19 protein-coding genes and 2 tRNA genes are annotated in these 24,647 nt (G+C 70.5%); 17 read left to right on the top strand and 4 right to left on the bottom strand.

The features are described 5' to 3' along the window. The first annotated feature begins 22 nt into the window (after positions 1-22). Positions 23-832 (top strand): Fpg/Nei family DNA glycosylase, encoded by an 810-nt coding sequence (locus tag ACZ4VA_RS02000; RefSeq protein WP_356237694.1) that lies wholly within the window; start codon positions 23-25, stop codon positions 830-832. A 3-nt stretch (positions 833-835) separates the two neighbouring features. Here ACZ4VA_RS02000 and ACZ4VA_RS02005 read toward each other — a convergent pair whose 3' ends face one another. After that, positions 836-2,065: a GNAT family N-acetyltransferase gene (locus tag ACZ4VA_RS02005; RefSeq protein WP_468079295.1), complete on the bottom strand. Its 1,230-nt coding sequence runs from the start codon at positions 2,063-2,065 to the stop codon at positions 836-838. 161 nt (positions 2,066-2,226) lie between these two features. Here ACZ4VA_RS02005 and ACZ4VA_RS02010 point away from each other — a divergent pair, with 161 nt between their 5' ends. Then, complete coding sequence (locus ACZ4VA_RS02010; RefSeq protein ID WP_356165054.1) at positions 2,227-3,399, top strand: PP2C family protein-serine/threonine phosphatase; 1,173 nt, start codon at positions 2,227-2,229, stop codon at positions 3,397-3,399. 46 nt (positions 3,400-3,445) lie between these two features. Beyond that, entirely contained in the window at positions 3,446-3,901 is a 456-nt protein-coding gene (locus tag ACZ4VA_RS02015) for an HD domain-containing protein (RefSeq protein WP_355793217.1), read from the top strand. 15 nt (positions 3,902-3,916) lie between these two features. Here the strand turns inward: ACZ4VA_RS02015 and ACZ4VA_RS02020 are convergent, their stop codons facing one another. Further along, positions 3,917-5,104 carry an acyltransferase family protein gene (locus tag ACZ4VA_RS02020; protein WP_355793219.1) on the bottom strand — a complete coding sequence of 396 codons (1,188 nt, stop codon included), beginning with the start codon at positions 5,102-5,104 and terminating at the stop codon, positions 3,917-3,919. Between the two features lie 614 nt (positions 5,105-5,718). Here ACZ4VA_RS02020 and ACZ4VA_RS02025 point away from each other — a divergent pair. After that, positions 5,719-5,913 carry a hypothetical protein gene (locus tag ACZ4VA_RS02025; RefSeq protein ID WP_016435177.1) on the top strand — a complete coding sequence of 65 codons (195 nt, stop codon included), beginning with the start codon at positions 5,719-5,721 and terminating at the stop codon, positions 5,911-5,913. Positions 5,914-6,208: 295 nt separating this feature from the next. Here ACZ4VA_RS02025 and ACZ4VA_RS02030 read toward each other — a convergent pair. Continuing rightward, positions 6,209-6,282 (bottom strand) — tRNA-Gly (locus ACZ4VA_RS02030). A gap of 163 nt (positions 6,283-6,445) precedes the next feature. Here ACZ4VA_RS02030 and ACZ4VA_RS02035 point away from each other — a divergent pair. The 5 genes from ACZ4VA_RS02035 (at position 6,446) to clpX (ending at position 11,536) form a co-directional block, all read left to right on the top strand. Further along, positions 6,446-6,522, top strand: a tRNA-Pro gene (locus ACZ4VA_RS02035). A 215-nt stretch (positions 6,523-6,737) separates the two neighbouring features. Beyond that, the gene (gene tig, locus ACZ4VA_RS02040) at positions 6,738-8,123 is read left to right on the top strand and encodes a trigger factor (RefSeq protein ID WP_356165059.1); all 1,386 of its coding nucleotides are present in this window, start codon (positions 6,738-6,740) and stop codon (positions 8,121-8,123) included. Positions 8,124-8,683: 560 nt separating this feature from the next. Continuing rightward, positions 8,684-9,289, top strand: coding sequence for an ATP-dependent Clp protease proteolytic subunit (locus tag ACZ4VA_RS02045; RefSeq protein WP_183116939.1), 606 nt, complete (start codon positions 8,684-8,686; stop codon positions 9,287-9,289). Positions 9,290-9,405: 116 nt separating this feature from the next. Next, positions 9,406-10,086: an ATP-dependent Clp protease proteolytic subunit gene (locus ACZ4VA_RS02050; protein WP_355791635.1), complete on the top strand. Its 681-nt coding sequence runs from the start codon at positions 9,406-9,408 to the stop codon at positions 10,084-10,086. A gap of 160 nt (positions 10,087-10,246) precedes the next feature. Beyond that, entirely contained in the window at positions 10,247-11,536 is a 1,290-nt protein-coding gene (gene clpX / locus ACZ4VA_RS02055; RefSeq protein ID WP_355791632.1) for an ATP-dependent Clp protease ATP-binding subunit ClpX, read from the top strand. Positions 11,537-11,607: 71 nt separating this feature from the next. Here clpX and ACZ4VA_RS02060 read toward each other — a convergent pair whose 3' ends face one another. Continuing rightward, positions 11,608-12,522 carry a hypothetical protein gene (locus tag ACZ4VA_RS02060; RefSeq protein WP_389389533.1) on the bottom strand — a complete coding sequence of 305 codons (915 nt, stop codon included), beginning with the start codon at positions 12,520-12,522 and terminating at the stop codon, positions 11,608-11,610. A gap of 136 nt (positions 12,523-12,658) precedes the next feature. On the opposite strand from ACZ4VA_RS02060, the gene ACZ4VA_RS02065 reads away from it, so the two are divergent. The 8 genes from ACZ4VA_RS02065 to mrdA all read left to right on the top strand — a co-directional run bounded on the left by ACZ4VA_RS02065 (position 12,659) and on the right by mrdA (position 24,633). Continuing rightward, a complete protein-coding gene (locus ACZ4VA_RS02065) occupies positions 12,659-15,289 on the top strand; it encodes a valine--tRNA ligase (RefSeq protein WP_356168887.1) in 2,631 nt (876 codons plus the stop codon). A gap of 1,229 nt (positions 15,290-16,518) precedes the next feature. Continuing rightward, on the top strand, positions 16,519-18,039 hold the full coding sequence (gene folC, locus ACZ4VA_RS02070) for a bifunctional tetrahydrofolate synthase/dihydrofolate synthase (RefSeq protein ID WP_388903766.1): 1,521 nt from the start codon (positions 16,519-16,521) through the stop codon (positions 18,037-18,039). Between the two features lie 3 nt (positions 18,040-18,042). Continuing rightward, complete coding sequence (locus ACZ4VA_RS02075; protein ID WP_356168881.1) at positions 18,043-18,402, top strand: DUF4233 domain-containing protein; 360 nt, start codon at positions 18,043-18,045, stop codon at positions 18,400-18,402. 277 nt (positions 18,403-18,679) lie between these two features. Further along, a complete protein-coding gene (gene ndk, locus ACZ4VA_RS02080; protein WP_355781966.1) occupies positions 18,680-19,093 on the top strand; it encodes a nucleoside-diphosphate kinase in 414 nt (137 codons plus the stop codon). Between the two features lie 364 nt (positions 19,094-19,457). Next, the gene (locus ACZ4VA_RS02085; RefSeq protein WP_037747701.1) at positions 19,458-20,477 is read left to right on the top strand and encodes a rod shape-determining protein; all 1,020 of its coding nucleotides are present in this window, start codon (positions 19,458-19,460) and stop codon (positions 20,475-20,477) included. A gap of 155 nt (positions 20,478-20,632) precedes the next feature. After that, positions 20,633-21,571, top strand: a complete 939-nt coding sequence (mreC, locus tag ACZ4VA_RS02090; protein ID WP_355781962.1) for a rod shape-determining protein MreC — start codon at positions 20,633-20,635, stop codon at positions 21,569-21,571. Between the two features lie 12 nt (positions 21,572-21,583). After that, the gene (gene mreD / locus ACZ4VA_RS02095; RefSeq protein ID WP_355781959.1) at positions 21,584-22,252 is read left to right on the top strand and encodes a rod shape-determining protein MreD; all 669 of its coding nucleotides are present in this window, start codon (positions 21,584-21,586) and stop codon (positions 22,250-22,252) included. A 128-nt stretch (positions 22,253-22,380) separates the two neighbouring features. Next, a complete protein-coding gene (gene mrdA, locus ACZ4VA_RS02100; protein ID WP_355781956.1) occupies positions 22,381-24,633 on the top strand; it encodes a penicillin-binding protein 2 in 2,253 nt (750 codons plus the stop codon). Positions 24,634-24,647: the final 14 nt, after the last annotated feature.

Below are 24,647 nucleotides of genomic sequence, written 5' to 3' on the forward strand. Positions count from 1 at the left end.
AACGTACGACGGGGGAGGACCCGTGCCCGAGGGGCACACGATTCACCGGCTGGCCGAGGACTACGCGGCCGCCTTCCGGGGCCGCCGCGTCCGCGTCACCAGTCCCCAGGGCAAGTTCGCGGACGCCGCCGCCCTGCTCGACGGCACCGTCCTGGAGTCCGCCGACGCGCACGGCAAGCACCTCTTCCTCGGCTTCCGGGCGTCCGAGTGGATCCACATCCACCTCGGCCTCTTCGGCAAGGTCGCCTTCGGCCCCGCCCCGGCCCCGCCGCCCACGGACACCGTCCGCCTGCGCCTCGCCGACGACACCTCCTACGTCGACCTGCGCGGCCCGACGACCTGCGCCCTGATCACCGACGCCGGGAAGCAGGCCGTGCACGACCGTCTCGGCCCCGACCCGCTGCGGCCCGACGCCGACCCGGCGCAGGCGTACCGGCGCGTCTCCCGCAGCCGTACGACCGTCGCCGCCCTGCTCATGGACCAGAAGGTCGTCGCCGGCGTCGGCAACGTCTACCGCGCCGAGGTCCTCTTCCGGCACGGCATCGACCCCTACCGGGCCGGCAAGGACATCACGCCCGCCGAGTGGGACGCGATCTGGGACGACCTGGTCGCCCTGATGCGCGAGGGCGTCCGCCACAACCGCATCGACACCGTCCGCCCGGAGCACACCCCCGAGGCCATGGGCCGCCCGCCGCGCGTCGACGACCACGGCGGCGAGGTCTACGTGTACCGCAGGGGCGGGCTGCCCTGCCACATCTGTGGCGGCGAGATCCGCACCGCCCCTCTCGCCGCCCGCAACCTCTTCTGGTGCCCGGCCTGCCAGACCCGCTGACCGTCAGAAGCCGTGCGGCAGCCACGGCGCGACCGGCGAGGTGAACCCGGCGGACGCCTCGGCCAGCGCGCCCTGGCGCAGCTCCCGCACCAGCCCCGCCCCGGCGAGGGCGGCCAGCGACACCCCGCCCAGGTACGCCGACCCCAACTCCCGCACGGTCAGGGCGAGATCGGCCGCATCCCGGGTCGGCGCGCAGGACGCGCCCTTCGTGTCACCGGTGAGCCGCCAACGCCCCGCGTTCCAGGGGCAGAAGGCGTCCTCCACCTCGAACACCACGTCCACCGGGGCCTGGTAGGTCCGGGCCTCCAGCGCGGCACCGACGTCCACGAGCCGCACGTGCATCGAGTCCCTGGTACGCATGCTGCACCGCCGCACGTCCGACACCAGGTACTGCCAGCCGTCGTCCACCGGACGGCCCTTGGTGCGCAGCGTGGACGTCAGGTCGATGCCGAAGAGGAACCGCCACAGGGCGGCCCGCGCCACCGGGTCGAGCCCCTCCAGGTCCTCCAGGACGACCATCCCGCTGTGCCCGGACATCGTCCACTCCGGCTTCACCCGGAAGCGCGTGTAGCCGACGACCTCGCCGTCCCGCTCGGCGACCACGCACTGCAGCGGGGAGGCGCCCTGCCGCTCGCCCTCGGGGTCGAGCAGCGGGACCCGCTCCCAGCCCGGCCGGCGGGCCAGCATGCCCGGACGCAGCGGCACCTGCGCCGCGTACACGGCCTCGCAGGCGTCGAGCACGTCGGCCGGACGCGCGTACCGCAGGCGTACGTCGTCGGTGCCGGGCGGCACCGTCAGCCGCACCCGGTCCGTGTCGATCTCCGCGTTCAGGTTCATGGTGCCGGTGCCGTAGCCGAACCGGCCGTAGATCGCCGGCTCCGAGGCGGTCAGGACGGCCACCGGCTCGCCCCAGGAGCGCACGTCGTCCAGCTGCCGGCGCATCATCGACGTCAGCACCCCGCGCCGCCGGTGGGTGGCGGCCACGCTCACCATCGTGACGCCCGCGGCGGGCACGCAGGAGCCGCCGGGGACCGACAGACGGAAGGTGAACGCGCCCGCGGTGCCCACGCACGCGTCGCCGTCCCAGACACCGAGGGAGCGGTCGTATTCGGTGAGCGCGTTCCACAACTCGCGCTCCTCGGACGACTCGTCCACCCCGCCGAAGGCGCGAAGGAGATTCCCGTACCAGGCGTCCCATTCGTTCTTCCGCAGCACCCGCACGTCAGTGGTCATGAGCCATACCTATCAGGGCAATGCGGTGCGAGCGAGGGAATTTCGCCCGGGTTACCGGAACGGTTCTTCCGCGAAGTTCTCTGTGAACTTGAGCGCTCGGACGGGGGACAAGTGGGACCTCCCGTGCCAAGGGGCTGGTCCGATGGATAGGGTCCCGAGCAATGGCAGCAGGACGAGAGCGGCGCACGGCCGCCGAGACGTTCACGGCCCGGTTGAAGAAGCAGTGGCACCGGGTCCGCACCGCCCTGCGCAGATCCGCCGTCGACTACTTCCGCGGAGACGGTTCGGACTGGATCGCGCTGGTCGGTCTGCTGCTGATGATCCCGGTGATCGCGTCCACCACGATGGTCAACTCGGTGTGGTGCTCACCGGCCGCGCTCGTCCTGCCGATCGTCGCGGGCGGGCTGCTGCTGCGCCCCGCCAGCCTGCTCGGCCTGTACGCCGCAGCGGCCACGGCGCTGATCGTGGAGTCCGTCAGGCTCGGCCCGTACACCCAGGGCCCGTCCCGGGTGACGCCGGGCGTCGTGCTCGTCGTCGCGGCCTGCGGCTTCTTCGGACTGCTGATCGCCCAGTTCCGCAGCCGTGTCGGGGTGCCCTGGCGGCGCGGCGGCACCATGCTCTTCGACCTGCGCGAGCGCATCCGGGTGCAGAGCAAGCTGCCCCAGCTGCCGCAGGGCTGGCACCGGGAGATGGCGCTGCGGCCCGCGGGCGGACAGTCCTTCTCGGGCGACTTCGTGGTGGCGGCCCGCACGAACGGCGGGCGGACCCTGGAGGTCGTCCTCACCGACGTCTCCGGCAAGGGCATGGACGCCGGATCGCGCGCGCTGCTCCTGTCCGGCGCCTTCGGCGGCCTGCTCGGCTCGCTGCCGCCGCACGCCTTCCTGCCCGCGGCCAACGGCTACCTCCTGCGCCAGGACTGGGACGAGGGCTTCGCGACCTCCATCCACCTGGTCCTCGACCTGGACTCCGGCGACTACGAGCTGTTCTCCGCCGGGCACCCGCCGGGCCTCCAGCTCAGCGCGGGCAGCGGCCGCTGGGAGGAGAAGGTGGCCGAGGGACCCCTCCTCGGGGTGTACGACGGCGCCCAGTTCGACCCGGTGAAGGGCTCGCTGCGCCCGGGGGACGTGCTGATGCTGTTCACGGACGGGCTGGTGGAGACCGCCGACCGCGACATCGTGGAGGGCATCGACCGCCTCACCGGAGAGGCTGACCGCTATGTGGCGGGCGGTTTCCACGGCGCCGCCTGGCACCTCATCGAGGCGGTGGCCAAGGACGTCAACGACGACCGGGCGCTGCTGCTGATCTGCCGCGACGGACCCACCTCGGCCCGCTGAGCGGCTGCCGGGGCGGTGCGGGCGGGCCCTGGGAGACACTGGAGGCGTGACGCAGACTCTCCTGACCCTGGCCGAAGTCGAAGCCCTCGCCCGCACGGCGCACGCCGCGCAGAGCGACAAGGCGGGCCGGCCGTACGCAGAGCACCTCCAGGCCGTGGCGGAGGGGGTGCGCGAGCGCGGCGGCGACGACGAGCAGGTGGCGGCGGCCTGGCTGCACGACGCCGTCGAGGACGGCGTGCTCACCCGCGAGTGGCTGAACGGCGCCGCGCTGACGCAGCGCACGAAGGACATCGTCCTCGCGCTCACCAAGGGCGAGGACGAGCCCCCGGAGTCGTACGCGGCACGCGTCCGCTCGACCCCGGGCGCTCTGGTGGTGAAGGCGGCGGACCTGGCGCACAACGGCGACCCTGCCCGGCTCGCGGCCCTCGACGAGCACACGCGGGCCAGGCTGGCCAAGAAGTACGCCACGATGCGCGCGCTTCTCGGCCTGCCGCCCGCGTGAGGGCCACCGCGGGCGCTACCGGGCCGAGTTGGCCCTGGCGCGCTCGCGGGCGAGCTCCGTGGCGTCCCGCTTGAACGCCCACTCCATCTTCGGCTCCATCGCCCAGCGGAACATCCGCTGGACAGGCGGCGTGCACAGCACCGTGATGACCGCGGCCGCGAAGAGCGTCGCGAAGATCTCGCCGTACGGCTGCTGGAGCCAGGCGTAGCTGTCGTACCAGCCCCAGAAGCGGGAGCCCTTGGCGAGGAAGCCGTGCAGCAGGTAGCCGTACAGCGTGCCCGCGCCCAGCACCGTGAACCACGTCTGCCGGCGCGGCACCCAGGCGAAGAAGCACGAGGTGAGCACCATCGAGCAGCCGAAGAGCGCGAGCGTCATGACGACTCCGGCCCACCACGGGGCACCCAGCTCCTGAGCGCTGTCCCGGTGGTAGAACCAGGCCGAGTTCATCTTCGGGCCCACCCAGTAGGCCACCGCCAGCGCGGCCGCGAAGAGGGGCAGCGACAGCAGACGGACCTCACGGCGCCGCATCAGCTGGAAGTACTCGGGCTTCATGAACAGGCCCATGACGAAGAACGGCAGGAACTGCAGCACCCGTTGCAGGTCGAGGTCGTCGCCGATGTCGGGCGAGACCGAGGCCAGGACGGCGACGGCGAGCGCGAGCGGCACCGGCCAGCGCACGACCTTCCACAGCGGGGTGGTCAGCCGCCACACGAACAGGGCGACCAGGAACCAGGTCAGGTACCAGGGGTCGAGCAGACTGATGGGGTGCGTCGGGTCGTCGTCCGCGAACCGCTTGAAGAGGGAGTACGCGACCTCGAAGAGGACGTACGGCACGGCGACGCCGGTGACCAGCCGCCGGAGCCGGTCGGGGCGCATGTCGAAACTGCGCGAGAAGTAGCCGGAGATGAGGATGAACGCCGGCATGTGGAAGGTGTACACGACCATGTACAGCGCCTCCGCGGCGCGGCTGTGGTCGGTGAGCGGCTCCCAGGCGTGACCCATCGCGACGAGGACGATCGCCAGGTACTTGGCGTTGTCGAAGAAGGCGTCGCGCTGTTTGACCGGCCTGCCGCCCGGGGAGGCGGTGTGTGCGGCCGGCGGTGCGGGGTGGGGCGAGCGCGGACTCGGGACTCCGTCCACCGGCGGCTGTGCCGGGGGGAGCGGCGCTCTGTCGTGGCCGTGCGGACGCAACGAGTTCGTCACAGGCCCTCCCACCAGGAACTCGGCGGGTCGGTCCGTGACCTCGCTGCACTTGCGGGGGACGAGGCAGCGTGGAACATCTGAGGCACCCTAGCGTTGTCTGCGGGATTTCGTAAAACCCCTGGGTGTGATTACTGCTTTCGCCTGCGCATACCCCCGATTTGGCGAAGTCAACATCCGAATCCGAACACAGTCCGATCATCGATCGGCAGAACCTGTCCGCCCGTTGTGTCCCTCTTCATCCTGACTAAATGGTGCATAACACTCGCGGGCGACTCCTGTGGAATGTCCGTTTCCGGAGACTTCCGTTGCCTGTCTTCGGCTCACCAGGTGTGCCCGCGGCGACAATTCGAATTACCTGCGAACAGGATGTGTGGGCATGGAAACGATCACGCTGAATTCCTGATGCGGGGTCACCCTCGAATTGCAGTGCGGGCAGCCGCCGTTGCGTCTCGTGGGGCCCGTGCGGCGACGCGGACTCCAGCTCTCCTCGACCGACGTTGCCTCACCAGCCGCATACGGCGGGCCTGTTGGTGGCACGATGGTTCTGGCGGGGGTGCGCGGGGCTGGCGCTCCCGGGCCGGTAGAGCGGAACCGACCGTAGGGTGTGATCAGTTGTGGCCATTTCGCTGTCAGTGGTGCTGCTGTTGGCGATCATCCTGGTGGTGTTGATCCGAGGGGGATCGATCAAGGCGGGGCCCGCCATCGTCGCGGTGCTCTTCGGCTTCTTCCTCGCCTCGACCGGGATGGCTCCGTCCATCAACCGGTTCCTGAACTCGATAGCGGAGACCATCAACTCGATCAGCTTCTGACCGGGAGCCCTCCCCGGGGTGCCCGCCCGCCCGGGCCCGGCCGGCGCCCCTCCGGTGAGCGGCGCGCGCGTCGACCGCCGAGCGGGGGGCGCGCGCCGGGCGCCGGCTCCGCGACCCCGCACCACCGGTGTCGCCATGTACCGGTCGACCAGGACGCCGAGGCCCGCTCCCGGCGCCCCGGTCCCCGCACCTCTCACGGAGCCGCACGCCGGCCGGTCCGCCGGCGACGGACGGTACCCACGACACGACAGAGGGCCAGACCGAGGAGTGATCCTCTGCCTGGCCCTACGTCGTCTGGAGCGGGCGACGGGAATCGAACCCGCGTAGCTAGTTTGGAAGACTAGGGCTCTACCATTGAGCTACGCCCGCACGGCTCGCGCCGCAGGTCAGTGACCGCGGCACAGAAGGCATCGTAGCGGGTCGCACCCACTCGCCGCACACCCGTCACGCACTTCCTCCGCGGGCGCCGCGCACGCGGGGAAAATGGGCCCGCCGCCGGGCCTGCGGGCATGTACCCTACGTGTCGCACCGACGGGGTGTGGCGCAGCTTGGTAGCGCGTCCGCTTTGGGAGCGGAAGGCCGTGGGTTCAAATCCCGCCACCCCGACCACCTGGATCTTCGTCAGGACGGCTGGTTCCGGCAAGGAACGCCGGGGATCCCCCGATCTCCTTTTGGGGCGTGTACCGCCTGCGGCTAGTATGCAAACTGCGCGCCCGTATGTCTGCACTGTCATGTCTCTCAAGGGCCGCGAATCCTCAGAGGCTCTGCCCGACCGGCAGAGGCACGCAGAACCCCCAAGAAGTCAGCCACAAGGAGACCGAACCGTGAAGAGCGCCGTGGAGACCCTGAACCCGACTCGGGTTCGGCTCACTGTCGAGGTGCCCTTCGAGGAGCTCAAGGACAGCCTCGACGCGGCGTACAAGAAGATCAACCAGCAGGTCACGGTGAAGGGGTTCCGGAAGGGCAAGATCCCGGCGCGCGTCATCGACCAGCGGTTCGGTCGTGGCGCCGTGCTCGAGGAAGCCGTCAACGACGCGCTCCCGAAGTTCTACACCGAAGCGGTCAACGAGGCTGAGCTGAACGTCCTCGGCCAGCCCGAGGTCGACATCACCGAGCTGAAGGACGGCGAGACGCTGAACTTCACCGCCGAGGTCGACGTCCGCCCGACCATCGAGATCCCGGACTACTCCGGCATCGAGGTCGAGGTCGACGCCGTCGAGGTCAGCGACGAGGACGTCGAGAAGGCCGTCACCGAGCTGCGCGAGCGCTTCGCCTCGACGTCCCCGGTCGAGCGCGCCGCCCAGGACGGTGACGTCGTCACCCTCGACCTGGAGGCCAAGGTCGACGGAGAGATCCTGGAGGACGGCGTCGCCTCCGGCGTCTCCTACACCATCGGCTCCGGTGAGCTGCTGGACGGCATCGACGAGGCCGTGAAGGGCGTGGAGGCCGGTGGCGAGGCCACCTTCACCTCCGAGCTCAAGGGCGGCTCGGCGGCCGGCAAGGAGGCCGAGGTCACCGTCAAGGTCACCCAGGTCGCCGCCCGTGAACTGCCCGAGCTGGACGACGACTTCGCGCAGCTCGCGTCGGAGTTCGACACCCTCGACGAGCTCAAGGCCGACAGCCGCAAGCGCCTCGAGAACATGAAGCAGTACGACCAGGCCACGCAGGCCCAGGAGCGTGTCCTGGAGAAGCTGCTCGAGCTGGTCGAGGTCCCGGTCCCCGAGAAGCTGCTCGCGGACGAGATCCAGACCCGCAAGCACAACCTCGAGCACCACCAGCTCGGCCAGATGGGCCTCGACCTCGCGAAGTACCTGGAGATCCAGGGCAAGACCGAGGAAGAGTTCGACGCCGAGACCGAGGAAGCCGCGGTCAAGGGCATCAAGACGCAGTTCGTCCTCGACGAGCTCGTCAACAAGGAGAAGCTGAACGTCAACCAGGAGGAGCTCACCGAGCACCTCATGCGGCGCGCCGCCTCCTCCGGCATGTCCCCCGACCAGTTCGCCCAGGCCGTCGTCGAGGGCGGCCAGGTCCCGATGCTGGTCGGCGAGGTCGCCCGCGGCAAGGCCCTCGCGGTCGTCGTCGAGGCCGCCACGGTCAAGGACACCAACGGCGAGATCGTCGACCTGGACGACGAGGACGAGACGGCCGAGACCGTCGAGGCCCCCGCCGAGTCCACGGACGAGACCCCGGAAGCCAAGCCCGAGGCCTGATCAACCTGCGGTAACCGCGACGGGCCCCCGGGACAGCAGTCCCGGGGGCCCGTCGCGGTTACCAGGGGCGCGGGGAACGGCGCGACCGGCCCCCGACGACCCGCACCCGCCTCCGTGCAGCCCCCGGCAGACGCGCCTGCGCCTGAGGTCCCGTAGGGGCCGTTCGCACGGCGCCCCGCACACCGGGCAAGCCCGAGGCGCGACCGCCCCGTAGCGCGCCCTCAGGGGGCGGGGAACGGTGCGCTCGGCCCGAGGCGCCGCGTCCGCCCCCCCGCGCCTCGCGAGGCAGCCCCGTGGGCGCCCCCGCGCACCCCGGGTCGCCCCTGCGAACGGCGCCGAGTGAACCCCGGTCAAGCCAGCGCAGCACATGCGCTCACAGCGAACAGTTCCTTCTGCGGGATTCTCCGGAGGGACCCGCGCGTTAGGGTCCATGAATACGAGGGCAGGGGAGTCCCCGAAGCCGCCCCGGGGCGGTGCGGGTGGGGCCCCAGGCCTGAGCAGAAGACGTGAGACGGCCCGGCGCCGTCGCAAGACGAGCAGGTGGATACGTGACGAATCTGATGCCCACAGCTGCCGGCGACCCCATCGGTGGTGGCCTCGGCGACCAGGTCTACAACCGACTGCTCGGCGAGCGAATCATCTTCCTCGGCCAGGCGGTCGACGATGACATCGCCAACAAGATCACGGCGCAGCTGCTGCTCCTTGCCTCCGACCCGGACAAGGACATCTACCTCTACATCAACAGCCCCGGCGGCTCGATCACGGCCGGCATGGCGATCTACGACACCATGCAGTACATCAAGAACGACGTGGTGACGATCGCCATGGGCATGGCGGCCTCGATGGGCCAGTTCCTGCTCAGCGCCGGCACCCCCGGCAAGCGCTTCGCCCTGCCGAACGCCGAGATCCTGATCCACCAGCCTTCCGCCGGCCTCGCGGGCTCCGCGTCGGACATCAAGATCCACGCCGAGCGGCTGCTGCACACCAAGAAGCGGATGGCGGAGCTGACCGCCTTCCACACCGGCCAGAGCGTGGAGCAGATCACCCGCGACTCCGACCGTGACCGCTGGTTCGACCCGATCGAGGCCAAGGAGTACGGCCTCATCGACGACATCATGCCCACCGCGGCCGGCATGCCGGGCGGCGGCGGCACCGGGGCGGCGTAACAGGCTCGGGACGGTGCGGGCCGACGTACGCGGTATTCGCCGCCGTACGCCGGCGCGCGAGCCCCTCGAGCCCCCCAGTCGACGCCTCAGCCCCTTTCAGGCTTCCAGGAGACACAGTGAACGACTTCCCCGGCAGCGGCATCTACGCCCGCACGCAGGCCGAGTACACCGGTCCTCGTGCTGAGTCCCGCTACGTCATCCCGCGCTTCGTCGAGCGCACCTCGCAGGGCGTGCGTGAGTACGACCCGTACGCGAAGCTCTTCGAGGAGCGCGTGATCTTCCTCGGCGTGCAGATCGACGACGCCTCCGCCAACGACGTCATGGCGCAGCTGCTGTGCCTGGAGTCGATGGACCCCGACCGCGACATCTCGGTCTACATCAACAGCCCCGGCGGCTCCTTCACGGCGCTCACGGCCATCTACGACACCATGCAGTTCGTGAAGCCGGACATCCAGACGGTCTGCATGGGCCAGGCCGCCTCCGCGGCCGCCATCCTGCTGGCCGCCGGTACGCCGGGCAAGCGCATGGCCCTGCCGAACGCGCGCGTGCTGATCCACCAGCCGTACAGCGAGACCGGCCGCGGTCAGGTCTCGGACCTGGAGATCGCCGCCAACGAGATCCTCCGGATGCGCGGTCAGCTGGAGGACATGCTGGCCAAGCACTCCACCACGCCGATCGAGAAGATCCGCGAGGACATCGAGCGCGACAAGATCCTCACGGCCGAGGACGCGCTCTCGTACGGCCTGATCGACCAGATCATCTCCACCCGGAAGATGAACAACTCGGCGGTTGCCTGACGCGACGCTGTATCGTCTGCCGCTCCTTGGCACGGAGCACGTCAAAGTGAACCGTGCCAAGGGGGGCCCGAACGGGGGTCCCGGCAAGGTACCGTCGGACATAAGGCAGCACCAGGAGCCGCTGGACCTAGGCGTCTCCCAGGCGAAGGGGAAGCACACCGTGGCACGCATCGGTGACGGCGGCGATCTGCTCAAGTGCTCGTTCTGTGGCAAGAGCCAGAAGCAGGTCAAGAAGCTCATCGCAGGCCCCGGTGTGTACATCTGCGACGAGTGCATCGACCTCTGCAACGAGATCATCGAGGAGGAGCTCGCCGAGACGAGCGAGGTCCGCTGGGAGGAACTCCCCAAACCGCGGGAGATCTACGAGTTCCTCGAGGGGTACGTCGTGGGCCAGGAGGCCGCCAAGAAGGCGCTCTCGGTCGCGGTGTACAACCACTACAAGCGGGTCCAGGCCGGGGAGAACGGCGGGGCGCAGGGGCGTGACGACGCCATCGAGCTGGCGAAGTCGAACATCCTGCTGCTGGGCCCGACGGGCTCCGGCAAGACCCTGCTGGCCCAGACCCTGGCCCGCATGCTGAACGTCCCGTTCGCCATCGCCGACGCGACGGCACTGACGGAGGCCGGGTACGTCGGCGAGGACGTCGAGAACATTCTGCTGAAGCTGATCCAGGCGGCGGACTACGACGTCAAGAAGGCCGAGACCGGCATCATCTACATCGACGAGATCGACAAGGTCGCCCGTAAGAGCGAGAACCCGTCGATCACCCGCGATGTGAGCGGCGAGGGCGTGCAGCAGGCCCTGCTGAAGATCCTGGAGGGCACCACCGCCTCGGTCCCGCCGCAGGGCGGCCGCAAGCACCCCCACCAGGAGTTCATCCAGATCGACACGACGAACGTGCTGTTCATCGTGGGCGGCGCCTTCGCGGGCCTGGAGAAGATCATCGAGTCCCGGGCCGGCGCCAAGGGCATCGGCTTCGGCGCGACGATCCGCTCCAAGCGCGAGATCGAGTCCAAGGACCAGTTCGAGGCCGTCATGCCGGAGGACCTGGTGAAGTTCGGGATGATCCCCGAGTTCATCGGCCGGCTCCCCGTCATCACCTCGGTCCACAACCTCGACCGCGAGGCGCTCCTGCAGATCCTGGTGGAGCCGCGCAACGCGCTGATGAAGCAGTACCAGCGCCTCTTCGAACTCGACGGCGTGGAGCTGGAGTTCGAGCGCGAGGCCCTGGAGGCCATCGCCGACCAGGCCATCCTTCGCCAGACCGGCGCCCGCGGACTGCGCGCCATCATGGAAGAGGTCCTGATGTCGGTGATGTACGAGGTCCCGTCCCGCAAGGACGTGGCCCGTGTCGTCATCACCCCGGATGTCGTTCACTCGAACGTGAACCCGACGCTGATCCCGAGGGACGCGCGCAACGGGCGCGGCCCGGGCGAGCAGAAGACGGCGTAACCCGCCGCGGTACGCGCAGCGAAGAGGCCCCGGTCGGACGACCGGGGCCTCTTCGCTGTCGGTGCGCGGGGTCAGATCTTGACGCGGACTTCCTTGCGGACCTTGGCGGTGGTCTCGGCGACCTCCGCGGCGTCCGAGCTCTTGCCCGCCGCCACGTCGGAGAACTCCATCGGCATCACGAAGCCGAGGGTGCTGTGGTCGGCCCAGACGCAGTACGTCACGTTCATCGCCTTCGGCTGCCCTGCCGCGGCACCGGAGTTGTCCACCTTGGACTCCTGGCACTTCAGGACAGCGCCGTCCAGCGAGCTGGGCTTGTACTCCTTGGGGTCGCCGACGAAGGTGACGTCCTCGTCCTTGGAGTCGTCCTTCATGAAGGAGAAGAACCCGTCAACGGCCTTCTCCGGATCGTCGATGTCGCCGTAGACGCCACCGAAGGTGATCATCTTTCCGGCCAGCGGGTTGTCCTCGCCCCCCGCCTGGTAGGTGGCGCTGACGTCCTTGGGGTTCTTCACGCCCCAGGACTCGGCGTCCTCGAGGTCGGACTTGGACATGCCGTTGTCGCTGTCCCTGCCCTTCTTGTACTCGGTGAGCAGCGTCGCCGGCGTCGTCAGCTTGTGGGGGCCGTCGTCCGCGACGGACGAGGAGCCGCTGCCCGACCCGAGCACGAAGTACGCGCCGACCGCGATCGCCGCCACGACCGCCACCGCACCGATGACCAGGCCGGTCTTCTTCTTGCCGCCGGCCGGGGCGGGCGGCTGCGGGGCGCCGTAGGGCTGCTGGCCGTACGGCTGCTGGGGCGGAACGCCAGGAGGAGCCTGCTGCGGATAACCGTAGCCCGGCTGCTGGGGAGCCTGCTGCGGGTAGCCGTAGCCGGGCTGCGGCGCCTGCGGCTGCTGACCGTAGGGCCCGGGCTGCTGCGGCTGCTGGCCGTACGGTCCGGGCTGCTGGGGCTGCCCGCCGTACGGGCCCGGCTGGTTGTAGCTCATTACTGGGTTCCCCTCCGGATACTTATGTGTTCCGAACATCCTGGCGCAAGGTCGTACGCGGGAGGGCGCCGGGGGGCTCACCGTTACTGAAGAATCCCGTTTCGGGACGGGCCCGTGACACCTCTAAACTGGCTCCGTGACCGACAACGCTCAGCAGCAGCCGCCAGCATCCACTCCCGAACTGCCGACCCAGTACGCGCCGGCCGAGGTAGAGGGGAAGCTGTACGAGCGCTGGGTGGAGCGGGGCTACTTCACCGCGGACGCCAAGAGCGAGAAGCCTCCGTACACCATCGTCATCCCCCCGCCGAACGTGACCGGCTCCCTGCACCTGGGCCACGCCTTCCAGCACACCCTCATGGACGCCCTGACGCGCCGTAAGCGCATGCAGGGGTTCGAGGCGTTGTGGCTGCCCGGCATGGACCACGCCGGTATCGCCACCCAGAACAAGGTCGAGCAGCAGCTCGCCGAGGAGGGCAAGTCCCGCCACGACCTGGGGCGCGAGGAGTTCGTCGAGCGCGTCTGGCAGTGGAAGGAGGAGTACGGCGGCAAGATCCTCGGCCAGATGCGCCGGCTCGGCGACGGCGTGGACTGGTCGCGTGAGCGCTTCACGATGGACGAGGGCCTGTCCGAGGCCGTCCAGACCATCTTCAAGCGGCTGTTCGACGACGAGCTGATCTACCGCGCCGAGCGCATCATCAACTGGTGCCCGCGCTGCCTCACGGCGATCTCCGACATCGAGGTCGAGTACCAGGAGGACGACGGCGAGCTCGTCTCCATCCGGTACGGCGAGGGCGACGAGACCCTCGTCGTCGCCACCACCCGCGCCGAGACGATGCTCGGCGACACCGCCGTCGCCGTCCACCCCGACGACGAGCGCTACCGCCACCTCGTCGGCAAGCGGATCAAGCTGCCGCTGACCGACCGCACCATCCCCGTCGTCGCGGACACGCACGTCGACCCCGAGTTCGGCACCGGCGCCGTCAAGGTCACGCCCGCCCACGACCCGAACGACTTCGCGATCGGCCAGCGCCACGGCCTGGAGTCGATCACGGTCATGGACGAGCGGGCGGTCATCACCGTCCACGGCCCCTTCCAGGGACTCGACCGCTACGAGGCCCGTTCCGCCATCGTCGGCGCGCTGCGCTCGCAGGGCCGGATCGTCGCCGAGAAGCGTCCGTACGTCCACTCCGTGGGCCACTGCTCGCGCTGCCGGACGACCGTCGAGCCGCGCCTGTCCATGCAGTGGTGGGTCAAGGTCGCCCCGCTGGCGAAGGCCGCCGGCGACGCCGTCCGCGACGGCCGCGTCGCGATCCACCCCGCCGACATGTCGAAGCGCTACTTCGACTGGGTCGACAACATGCACGACTGGTGCATCTCACGGCAGTTGTGGTGGGGCCACCGCATCCCCGTCTGGTACGGCCCCGAGGGCGAGGTCGTCTGCGTCGGCCCCGACGAGGAGCCGCCCGGCACGGAGGCCGAGGGCTGGACCCAGGACACCGACGTCCTGGACACCTGGTTCTCCTCGGGCCTGTGGCCGTTCTCCACGCTCGGCTGGCCGGAGCGCACCCCGGATCTGGAGAAGTTCTACTCCACCGACGTCCTGCTCACGGGACACGACATCATCTTCTTCTGGGTCGCCCGGATGATGATGTTCGGCCTGTACGCGATGGACGGCGAGGTCCCCTTCAAGACCATCGCGCTCACCGGTCTGGTCCGCGACGAGCGCGGCAAGAAGATGTCCAAGTCCTTCGGCAACGTGGTGGACCCGCTCGACTGGATGGACGCGTACGGCTCCGACGCCGTCCGCTTCACCCTGGCCCGCGGCGCCAACCCCGGTACGGACGTGCCGATCGGCGAGGACTGGGTTCAGGCCTCCCGCAACTTCGCCAACAAGATCTGGAACGCCACGCGGTTCGCGCTGATGAACGGCGCGACGGTCGAGGGCCCGCTGCCCGACGCCTCGCAGATGTCCGCGACGGACCGCTGGATCCTGTCCCGGCTGAACAAGACGGTCGCCGAAGTCGACGCGTTCTACGAGGACTTCCAGTTCGCGAAGCTTTCCGACGCCCTCTACCACTACGCGTGGGACGAGGTGTTCGACTGGTACGTCGAGCTGTCCAAGACCACGTTCATGGGCGGCGGCGAGGCGGCGAAGGTCTCCGGACGGGTCCTCGGCGAGGTCCTGGACGTCACGCTGCGGCTGCTCCACCCGGTCGTCCCGTTCGTCACGGAGACCCTGTGGACGACCCTCACCGGCGGTGAGTCCGTCGTGATCGCCGACTGGCCGAAGGACAGCGGCTTCCGCGACGACGCCGCCGAGCGGGAGATCGAGACGCTCCAGCGGGTCATCACCGAGGTCCGCCGCTTCCGCGCCGACCAGGGTCTGCAGCCCGGTCAGCGCGTCCCGGCCCGGCTGACCCTCGACGGGACCGCACTGGCCCCGCACGAGGCGGCCATCCGGCAGTTGCTGCGCCTCCAGCCGGAGGGCGAGGAGTTCACGGCCACGGCGACCCTGCCGGTCGGGGGAGCGCAGGTCGCGCTCGACCTCTCGGGCACGATCGACGTCGCCGCGGAGCGCAAGCGGCTGGCCAAGGACCTCGCCGCCGCCGAGAAGGAGAAGGCCCAGGCGAACGCCAAGCTCGGCAACGAGGCGTTCCTCGCCAAGGCCCCGGACAACGTGGTGGAGAAGATCCGCACCCGCCTCGCCAAGGCGGACGAGGACATCACCCGCATCCAGACCCAACTGGACCGCCTCCCCCAGGCGTAACACCCCACCACGCACACGAAGGAGGCCCCCGGTGCCAATACGGCACCGGGGGCCTCCTCATACCCCGGCTCCTGGCCGCGGGCTCCGCCCCGACCCTCGAAGCTGGGCTACGCCCCCTGACCCGAGGGCTCGCTCCGTAGCCAGCGGTGGGCTCCGCCCCCTGTCCCCAGGGCTCGCTCCGTAGCTGGCGGTGGGCTCCGCCCGGCCTCTGGCGTCGCCCCGCACCGCCGAAGGTGGGCTCGGCCCCCTGTCCCGGGGCCTCGCACCGCAGCCCGCAGTGGACTACGCCCCGGCTCCCGATGGCTTCGTCCCGGCTTCCGGCCACGGGCCGAGACCCCGGCCCTGCCACCGGGCGGCGGGTTTCGTCCCGCACCCTCGACCGGGGGGTCGGCCCCTTGCCCTGGGGGGTTTGCCTCGCGCCCTCGACGCTTGGCGTCTCCCAGGCTCCCGGGGGTTCGCCCCAGCCCACCCCGAGGGCTTCGCCCACACCCTCGGGGTGGGCTCCGCCCCGGCCCCCGGCCCCGGCCTCTCGCCCCGGGCTTCGCCCCGGCCCCCGGTTCCCGGCCCCCCGGCTTCGCCCCGGCTCCCGATCCCGGGCTTCACCCCGACCCCCGGCTGTGGGCTCCGCCCCGGCGGCGGGCCCCGACCCCGGCCCCGCCCCCGGGCGGCGGGCTTTGCCCCGCGCCCTCGGCGGGGGCTCGGCCCCCCCTTGCCCCGGGGGCTTCGCCTCGCACCCTCGACGGTGGGCTCCGCCCCAGGCTCCCGGGGGCTTGGCCCCGGCCCATACCCCGGTGCCTGCACCGCCCTCCGGGGTGCTTAGCCCCGGCTTCCGGCCGTGGGCTCACACCCCGGCATCCGGCCGGTGGGCTTCGCCCGTGCCCTCGGGGTGAGGTCCGCCCCCGGCCCCCCGAGGGGCTTCGCCCCCCCCGACCCCGGGGGACTTCGCGCCGGGGTCCCCGCCTCCGGCCCCGAGGGGCTTCGCCCCGGCCCCCGGGGACTTCCCCCCGGGCCCCCGCCCCCCCCCCCGAGGGGGTTCGCCCCCCGACCCCGGGGACTTCGCCCCGGGCCCCCGCTCCCCGACCCCGGGGGACTTCGCGCCGGGGCCCCCGCCTCCGGCCCCGAGGGGCTTCGCCCCGGCCCCCGGGGGGCGGGGGCGGCCCGAGGAGCCGGAATCCGCCCGGTGTGCGCCCCCGCGTCGCGTGGCGGTGGGGCTCCGTAGACTGGGGTCCGTGAGTGAGCTCCCCCCGCACGACGACAGCAGCGAGTCCGATCCGCTCGATTCCTTCGACGAGATCGTCGCGCACGAGACCGAGCGCGACCCGGACCTCGCGGTGATCGAGGCCGGCAGCCGCACCCTGCGCACCCAGGGCGGCCTGCCGCAGTCGGACGTACCGACGCGCCCGGCCGACCCCGAGACGGACAAGGCGCTGCGCGAGGTCGAAGCCGAGCTCGCCACGCGCTGGGGCGAGACGAAGCTGGAGCCGTCGGTCGCCCGCATCAGCGCGCTGATGGACGTCCTGGGCGAGCCCCAGCGCGCGTACCCCTCCATCCACATCACGGGCACGAACGGCAAGACGTCCACGGCCCGCATGATCGAGGCGCTGCTCGGCGCCTTCGAGCTGCGCACCGGCAGGTACACCAGCCCGCACGTCCAGTCCGTCACCGAGCGCATCAGCCTGGACGGCGCGCCGGTCTCCGCCGAGCGGTTCATCGAGGCGTACGAGGACATCAAGCCCTACGTCGAGATGGTCGACGCCCGGCAGGAGTACCGCCTGTCCTTCTTCGAGGTGCTGACCGGCATGGCCTACGCGGCCTTCGCGGACGCCCCCGTGGACGTGGCCGTGGTCGAGGTGGGGATGGGCGGCAGCTGGGACGCCACCAACGTCATCGACGGCGACGTCGCCGTGATCACCCCCATCGACCTGGACCACACGGACCGGCTCGGCTCCACCCCCGGCGAGATCGCCCAGGAGAAGGGCGGCATCGTCAAGCAGGGCGCCACCGTGATCCTGGCCCAGCAGCCGGTCGACGCGGCCCAGGTGCTGCTGAAGAAGGCGGTCGAGGTCGACGCCACCGTGGCCCGCGAGGGCCTGGAGTTCGGCGTGGTCGCCCGCCAGGTCGCCGTCGGCGGCCAGTTGCTGACCCTGCGCGGACTGGGCGGGGAGTACGAGGAGGTCTTCCTCCCGCTGCACGGCGCGTACCAGGCGCACAACGCGGCCGTCGCGCTCGCCGCGGTGGAGGCGTTCTTCGGGGTGGGCGCCGCCCAGTCCCAGGCCCTCGACATCGACACCGTCCGCAAGGCCTTCGCCTCGGTCACCGCGCCGGGCCGGCTGGAGGTCGTGCGCCGTTCGCCGACCGTCGTCCTGGACGCCGCGCACAACCCGGCGGGCGCCCGCGCCACGGCCGAGGCCGTCAGCGAGGTCTTCGACTTCAGCCGGCTGATCGGCGTGGTCGGCGCCAGCGGCGACAAGAACGTGCGCGAGCTGCTGGAGGCCTTCGAGCCGATCTTCGCCGAGGTCGTCGTCACCCAGAACTCCAGCCACCGCGCGATGGACGCGGACGAACTGGCCGGCATCGCCGTCGAGGTGTTCGGCGAGGACCGCGTCCAGGTGGAGCCGCGCCTGGACGACGCGCTGGAGGCGGCGATCACCCTCGCGGAGGAGGAGGGCGAGTTCGCCGGCGGCGGCGTCCTCGTCACCGGCTCCGTCATCACCGTCGGCGAGGCCCGACTGCTCCTGGGGAGGGGCTGACCCGTGCGTACGCTCTGTGCATCGACCCTGATCGGCGAGTTCTTCGTGATCGGCTTCGCCGGTCTGGTCGCCATGAAGGACCCGGACCTCGACGTCGCCACGGTCTGGACGGTCAGCGGCATCGCCATGGCGCTGTGCGTGCTGTTCTGCGGCGTGATCACCCGGCCCGGCGGCCTCCAGCTCGGCTGGGCCCTGCAGGTCGCCCTGATCGCCTCCGGCTTCGTCGTCCCGACCATGTTCTTCATGGGCGCGGTCTTCGCGGCCCTGTGGTGGGCCTCCATCCACTACGGACGCAAGATCGACGAGGCGAAGGCAGCCCGCTTCGCCGCCCAGAGCGGCACGAGCAGCCCGTCCGGCGCCTGACCGGTCCCGGCGCCTGACCGGTCCCGGCTTCCGGGGCCCGCGCCGCGCCCCGTGACGTACCGACAGCGGCGCGCGGCGCGGGCCCCGGAGAGCCCGCCCCCGGTGCCCGAGCGTGACCAGCGCCGGACCCCTCGGTCACCGTGGCAGCGGGGTCCCTGTCCCGCAGGGCCTCAGCGGCCCTCCGGGGCAGGGCCCTGCCTGACACTGAGTAACGTCCCCTCCGAGCGGCCCTGTAGCCTCTGAGCCCGCACACCATGTGATCGAAGGAGCCACCACCGTGAGCCAGCGCACCCTCGTCCTGCTCAAGCCGGACGCCGTCCGTCGCGGCCTGACCGGCGAGATCATCAGCCGTATCGAGCGCAAGGCCGGCTGGCAGATCACCGCGCTGGAACTGCGGACCCTGGACCAGGACACGCTGGAGCAGCACTACGGCGAGCACAAGGGCAAGCCCTTCTACGAGCCGCTCGTCGCCTTCATGGCGTCCGGCCCGATCGTGGCTCTCGTCGTCGAGGGCGAGCGCGTCATCGAGGGCGTCCGCGCCCTGGCCGGCCCGACCGACCCGATCGCCGCCGCGCCCGGGTCCATCCGGGGCGACTTCGGAGTCATCGTCCGGGAGAACCTGATCCACGCCTCCGACTCCGAGGAGTCCGCCGAGCGTGAGCTGAAGATCTTCTTCCCCGGCCGGGCCTGACCTCCCGCCGCGCCGGGCGCCCGGCGCGGAGTTGGCTGTCCGGGGGAGCCGCCGGGCCGCCGCACGGAACGATCTTTTTTCTGACGGCACGTCAGCCGAAGGGCCCATTCGGGCGGGGGCGGCCGGAGTATTTCGGCCGTCCTCCGGCATATGCGTGCCGATCGGGGGAACGCATGCCCCGATGGCCCGTCTCCAGAAGCGAGGCGACTCGTCATCTGCTGAGAATTGGCGAAGACCCTCGCGCAGTGTTCGTGCAGGCGCGTCTACGATGGAAGCCTTCACGTCACAGCACCCACCTCGCCGTCCTAAAAAGCCATCAAAAGCTCCACTTGGGAAGGCCAGACGAATCCTGATGGGGAACTCAATGTCGTTCATCGGCCGTGACATGGCTGTCGACCTCGGGACCGCCAACACGCTGGTGTACGTCAGGGGTCGCGGGATCGTTCTCAACGAGCCGTCCGTCGTCGCGATCAACACCAACACCGGTGGCATCCTCGCGGTCGGCGCGGAAGCGAAGAAGATGATCGGGCGGACCCCGGGCAACATCGTCGCCGTGCGTCCGCTGAAGGACGGCGTCATCGCCGACTTCGAGATCACCGAGCGCATGCTCCGCTACTTCATCCTGAAGATCCACAAGCGGCGCTACCTCGCTCGTCCTCGCGTCGTCGTCTGTGTGCCCTCGGGCATCACGGGCGTCGAGCGCCGCGCCGTCATCGAGGCGTCGTCCCAGGCGGGCGCCCGCCAGGTGCACATCATCGAGGAGCCCATGGCCGCCGCCATCGGCTCCGGCCTGCCGGTCCACGAGGCCACGGGCAACATGGTGGTGGACATCGGCGGCGGCACCACGGAGGTCGCCGTCATCTCGCTCGGCGGCATCGTCACCGCCCAGTCCATCCGCGTCGCGGGTGACGAGCTGGACAACGCGATCATCCAGCACATCAAGAAGGAGTACAGCCTCCTCCTCGGTGAGCGGACGGCCGAGCAGATCAAGATCACGATCGGCTCCGCGTACGACCTCGACAATGACGAACACACCGAGATCCGCGGCCGGGACCTGGTCTCCGGCCTGCCGAAGACCGTGGTCATCTCCGCCGCCGAGGTCCGCAAGGCCATCGAGGAGCCGGTCAACGCGATCGTCGACGCCGTGAAGACGACGCTCGACAAGTGCCCGCCCGAGCTCTCCGGTGACGTCATGGACCGCGGAATCGTTCTGACCGGCGGCGGAGCCCTGCTGCGCGGTCTGGACGAGCGGCTGCGCCGGGAGACCGGCATGCCGATCCACATCGCCGAGGACCCGCTGGACAGCGTGGCGCTCGGTTCCGGCAAATGCGTCGAGGAGTTCGAGGCGCTCCAGCAGGTTCTGGACGCCCAGCCCCGGCGATGACACGACACTTCGATTCCGCCGTACGAGACGATCCCTTCTCGTACGGCGGATCGTTGATATAGAGGCATAAGCTCCCCCAAGACGCCCGGTGTTGACCAGGGCGTCCGTCAACGAATTCCCGAACAATTCCGACGAGGAAGGCACGGCCGCCGCACGTGAGGGACACGAAAGAGAGCCGGCTGCTCCTGGTGCTGCTGATCGCCATCGCGTTCGCGTTGATCACGGTGGACATCCGCGGTGGGGAGGACTCACCGGTCGAGGGTGCCCGGCACGCCGCGGCCACCGTCTTCGGTCCGATCGAGAACGGGGTCGCCTCCGCCGTCGACCCCGTGGGCAACGCGGTCGCCGCCGTCCGCGACTCGGGCGACCGGCACGACCGCATCGCCCAGCTCGAGAACGACAACGCGGCGTTGAAGGCCAAGCTCGGCAGCGACGACCGCAACCGCAGCCGGGTCAAGCAGCTGGACAAGATGCTCAAGACGGCCGGCGCCGGCCAGTACGGCATCAAGGGCGCCCAGGTCATCGCCATAGGAGCGGCCCAGGGCTTCTCCTGGACCGTCACCATCGACGTCGGCGCGAACGACGGCATCAAGCGCGACATGACCGTCCTGAACGGCGACGGCCTGGTCGGACGGGTCACCACCGTCGGCCCGAACACGGCGACCGTACTGCTCGCCAACGACCCCGACTTCACCGTCGGCACGCGCATGGAGTCCACCGACGAACTCGGCTTCGCCGACGGGCAGGGCGACCGCCCGCTGCGCGTCCAGCTCCTCAACGGCAAGGCCAAGGTGGCCAAGGGGGACCGGCTGGTCACCTTCGGCTCGCAGGCCGACAAGCCGTTCGTGCCCGGCGTCCCGGTCGGCGTGATCTCCCGTGTCGACCCCTCCGGCGGCGACCTGACCCGCACGGTCTACGTGAGGCCCTTCGTCTCGTTCACGAAGCTCGACATCGTCGGCGTCGTCGTGGAGGCCCCGCGCAAGGACCCGCGCGACGAGGTGCTCCCGGCCAAGCCCAAGCCCACCCCCACGCCGACGGTGACCGTGACGGTCACCCCCTCGGCGGACGCGCCCGTCGACGGCCAGCAGCAGTAGGAGCCGAATCCCATGCGTTTCAACCGGATGCTGCTCTCCGCCACCCTGGTGGTCGTCGCCCTGGTGATCCAGGTGAGCGTCCTCGCCCGGCTGCATCTCCCCGGCGCCGTCCCCGACCTGGCGCTCCTCACCGTCCTCGCCCTCGCCCTGGTCTACGGCCATGTCGGCGGCGCCCTCGTCGGGTTCGGCGCCGGCCTGCTCGCCGACCTGGCGCCGCCCGCCGACCACGCCGCCGGCCGCTACGCCCTCGTGCTCTGCGTCATCGGCTACCTCGCCGGACTGGCCAAGCCGGAGAACGGCCGGCTCAAGTCGGCGACCGGCCCGATGGCCGTCGTCGTCGCGGCGGCGGTCGGCTCGACCCTGCTGTACGCGGGAGTCGGCGCCCTCGTCGGCGACACGGCAGCCCGCCATGTCGGCCTGGGCAGCCTGCTGTTCACCGCCGCCCTGTACGACCTGCTGCTCGCCCCCTTCGTGGTGCCCGGCCTGATGGCCCTCGCCCGGCGCGCCGAGAACGACCCGCTCGCCGACACCAACGCCGCCAAGGCGGCCGACGTCTCCGCGGGCTGGCTCTCCTCCGGCACCGGACTGCGCATCGGCAGTCAGCGCAGCGGCCTGCGCGTCAAGGCGGCCCGTGCGCGCGTCGCCCGCGCCGGACGCATCAAGGGGGTCAAGCGGCTGTGAGGAAGCGTCAGCAAGGGGAGCGCACGCCCGCACGGGCGGGGCAGCCCGCCGGCCGCGCCGTCCACGCGCACAGGCGGGCCGTGTACACGTACCACTCGTCCACACACTGAGAGGGGGAGGCAGCCGCAGTGACCAACATCCCCGAGACCGGCCGGACCCCACGGGTCCAGATCCGGCTCGTCGTCATCCAGATCCTCGTGCTCTCCCTCCTCGGGACCCTCGGCGGACGGCTCTGGTACCTCCAGATCCGCAACGGCGACGAGTACGCCAAGGAGGCTTCCGGCAACCACGTCCAGCAGGTCGTGCAGCCCGCCGTGCGCGGCTCGATCCTGGACGCCCGCGGGGTCCCGATCGCCGACAACGAGACCCGGCTGGTCGTCTCCGCCTCGCGCACCGACCTGCTGAAGATGAAGGACGACGGCAAGGGCGTCCTCACCAAGCTCGCCGACGTGCTGGGCATGAAGCCCAAGGACGTCATCGAGAAGGTCCGGCTGTGCGACGCCAAGACGCCCCAGCCGTGCTGGAACGGCTCGCCGTACCAGCCGATCCCCATCACCGACGAGGCCACGCCCAAGCAGGCCCTGCAGATCCGTGAGCGCTCCGAGGACTTCCCCGGCATCACCGCCGAGCCGGAGGCCGTCCGCCGCTACGCCGCCCCGGGCAAGGCCAACACCGCGCAGGTGCTCGGCTATCTCTCCCCGGTCACCGACGAGGAGATCACGAAGGCCAAGGACACCGACTCGCCGTATCTGCGCAGCGACCAGGTCGGCCGCTCCGGTCTGGAGCGCCAGTACGACAAGCAGCTGCGCGGCAAGGCGGGCGTCACCCGCTACGAGGTCGACAACCTCGGCCGTGTCATCGGCAAGGCGGAGAGCGACGCGGCCCAGCCCGGCGCGAACGTCGTCACCAGCATCGACTCCCGGGTGCAGCGCATCGCCGAGTACGAGCTCAACGAGGCGATGAAGACCGCCCGTACCGAGTTCGACAAGAACACCGGCGAGAACTACAAGGCGGACGCCGGCGCGATCGTCGTCATGGAGGCCAGGACGGGCCGGGTCGTCGCCATGGCGTCCAACCCGAGCTACGACCCGAACGCCTGGGTCGGCGGCATCTCCGGCAAGGACTACGCGCGCCTGACCGGCAAGAAGTCCAACTACCCGCTGCTCAACCGCGCCATCCAGGGCCAGGCGGCGCCCGGCTCCATCTTCAAGGTGATCCCGACCACCGCCGCCGTGAACGCCGGCTACCCCTTCGACGGCAACTACGAGTGCTCCAGCTCGTACAACCTCGGCGGCCAGGTCTTCAAGAACTTCGAGTCCAAGGGATACGGCTCGATCAGCCTCGGCCGGGCCCTGGAGGTCTCCTGCGACACCGTCTTCTACCGGCTCTCGCACCAGGAGTGGCAGAAGGACGGTGGCAACAAGCCGAAGAAGCACCCCAACGACTGGTTCTACAAGACCGCCCACCAGTTCGGCCTCGGCAAGGAGACCGGCATCGACCTCCCCAACGAGGTCACCGGCCGCGTCCCCGACCGCCAGTGGAAGCAGAACTACTGGAAGGCCAACAAGGACGCCTGGTGCAAGACCGGCAAGAAGGACGGCGACTACGTCCAGAAGATCGCGTACGAGAACTGCCTCGAAGGCAACAAGATGCGCGCCGGTGACGCGGTCAACTACTCCATCGGCCAGGGCGACACGCTCGTGACCCCGATCCAGATGGCCACGATCTACGGCGCCATCTCCAACGGCGGCACCCTGTACGACCCGACGGTCGGCAAGGCCATCGTGAGCGCCGACGGCAAGGACGTGCAGGAGATCAAGCCCTCCTCGCACGGCAAGCTGCCGATGACGCGGAAGACGCGCGACGAGATAGACGGTGCCCTCGCGGGAGTCGCGACCCGCGGTACGGCCGCCTGGCGATTCGGCGGCTGGCCGCAGGACGAGATCCCGATGCACGCCAAGACGGGTACGGCCGAGGTCTACGGCAAGCAGACGACCTCGTGGTTCGCCACGTACACCAAGGACTACACGGTCGTCATGACCATCTCCCAGGGTGGTACGGGCTCCGGCGCCTCCGGCCCCGCCGTGCGCAAGGTCTACAACGCGCTGTACGGCGTCTCCGAGGACGGCGCGATCGACAAGAAGCGGGCGCTGCTGCCCACCCCGCAGAAGACCCTGCCGAAGATCCAGCCGGACGGCTCGATCGACGCCCCGAAGGTCTCCCCGGACCCGGTCAAGGACCAGCAGGCGAGCGAGGAGGACCAGCCCGCCGGCACGGACCCGGACCAGCCCGCCGGCACCACCGCCCCGCCCGACCCGACCAACCGCGACACCCGCAGGCGCTCCACCCGCCCGCGCAAGCGGCAGAGGACCCTCGCATGACCGGCGCGCGCACC

Source organism: Streptomyces sp. NPDC028308, assembly GCF_055565855.1.

Coding starts and splice junctions, on each gene's coding strand:
- ACZ4VA_RS02005 (WP_468079295.1), bottom strand. CDS start 2,065: ATGACCACTGACGTGCGGGTGCTGCGGAAGAACGAATGGGACGCCTGG.
- mreD (WP_355781959.1), top strand. CDS start 21,584: ATGCGTTTCAACCGGATGCTGCTCTCCGCCACCCTGGTGGTCGTCGCC.
- ACZ4VA_RS02085 (WP_037747701.1), top strand. CDS start 19,458: ATGTCGTTCATCGGCCGTGACATGGCTGTCGACCTCGGGACCGCCAAC.
- ACZ4VA_RS02010 (WP_356165054.1), top strand. CDS start 2,227: ATGGCAGCAGGACGAGAGCGGCGCACGGCCGCCGAGACGTTCACGGCC.
- ACZ4VA_RS02045 (WP_183116939.1), top strand. CDS start 8,684: ATGCCCACAGCTGCCGGCGACCCCATCGGTGGTGGCCTCGGCGACCAG.
- ACZ4VA_RS02060 (WP_389389533.1), bottom strand. CDS start 12,522: ATGAGCTACAACCAGCCGGGCCCGTACGGCGGGCAGCCCCAGCAGCCC.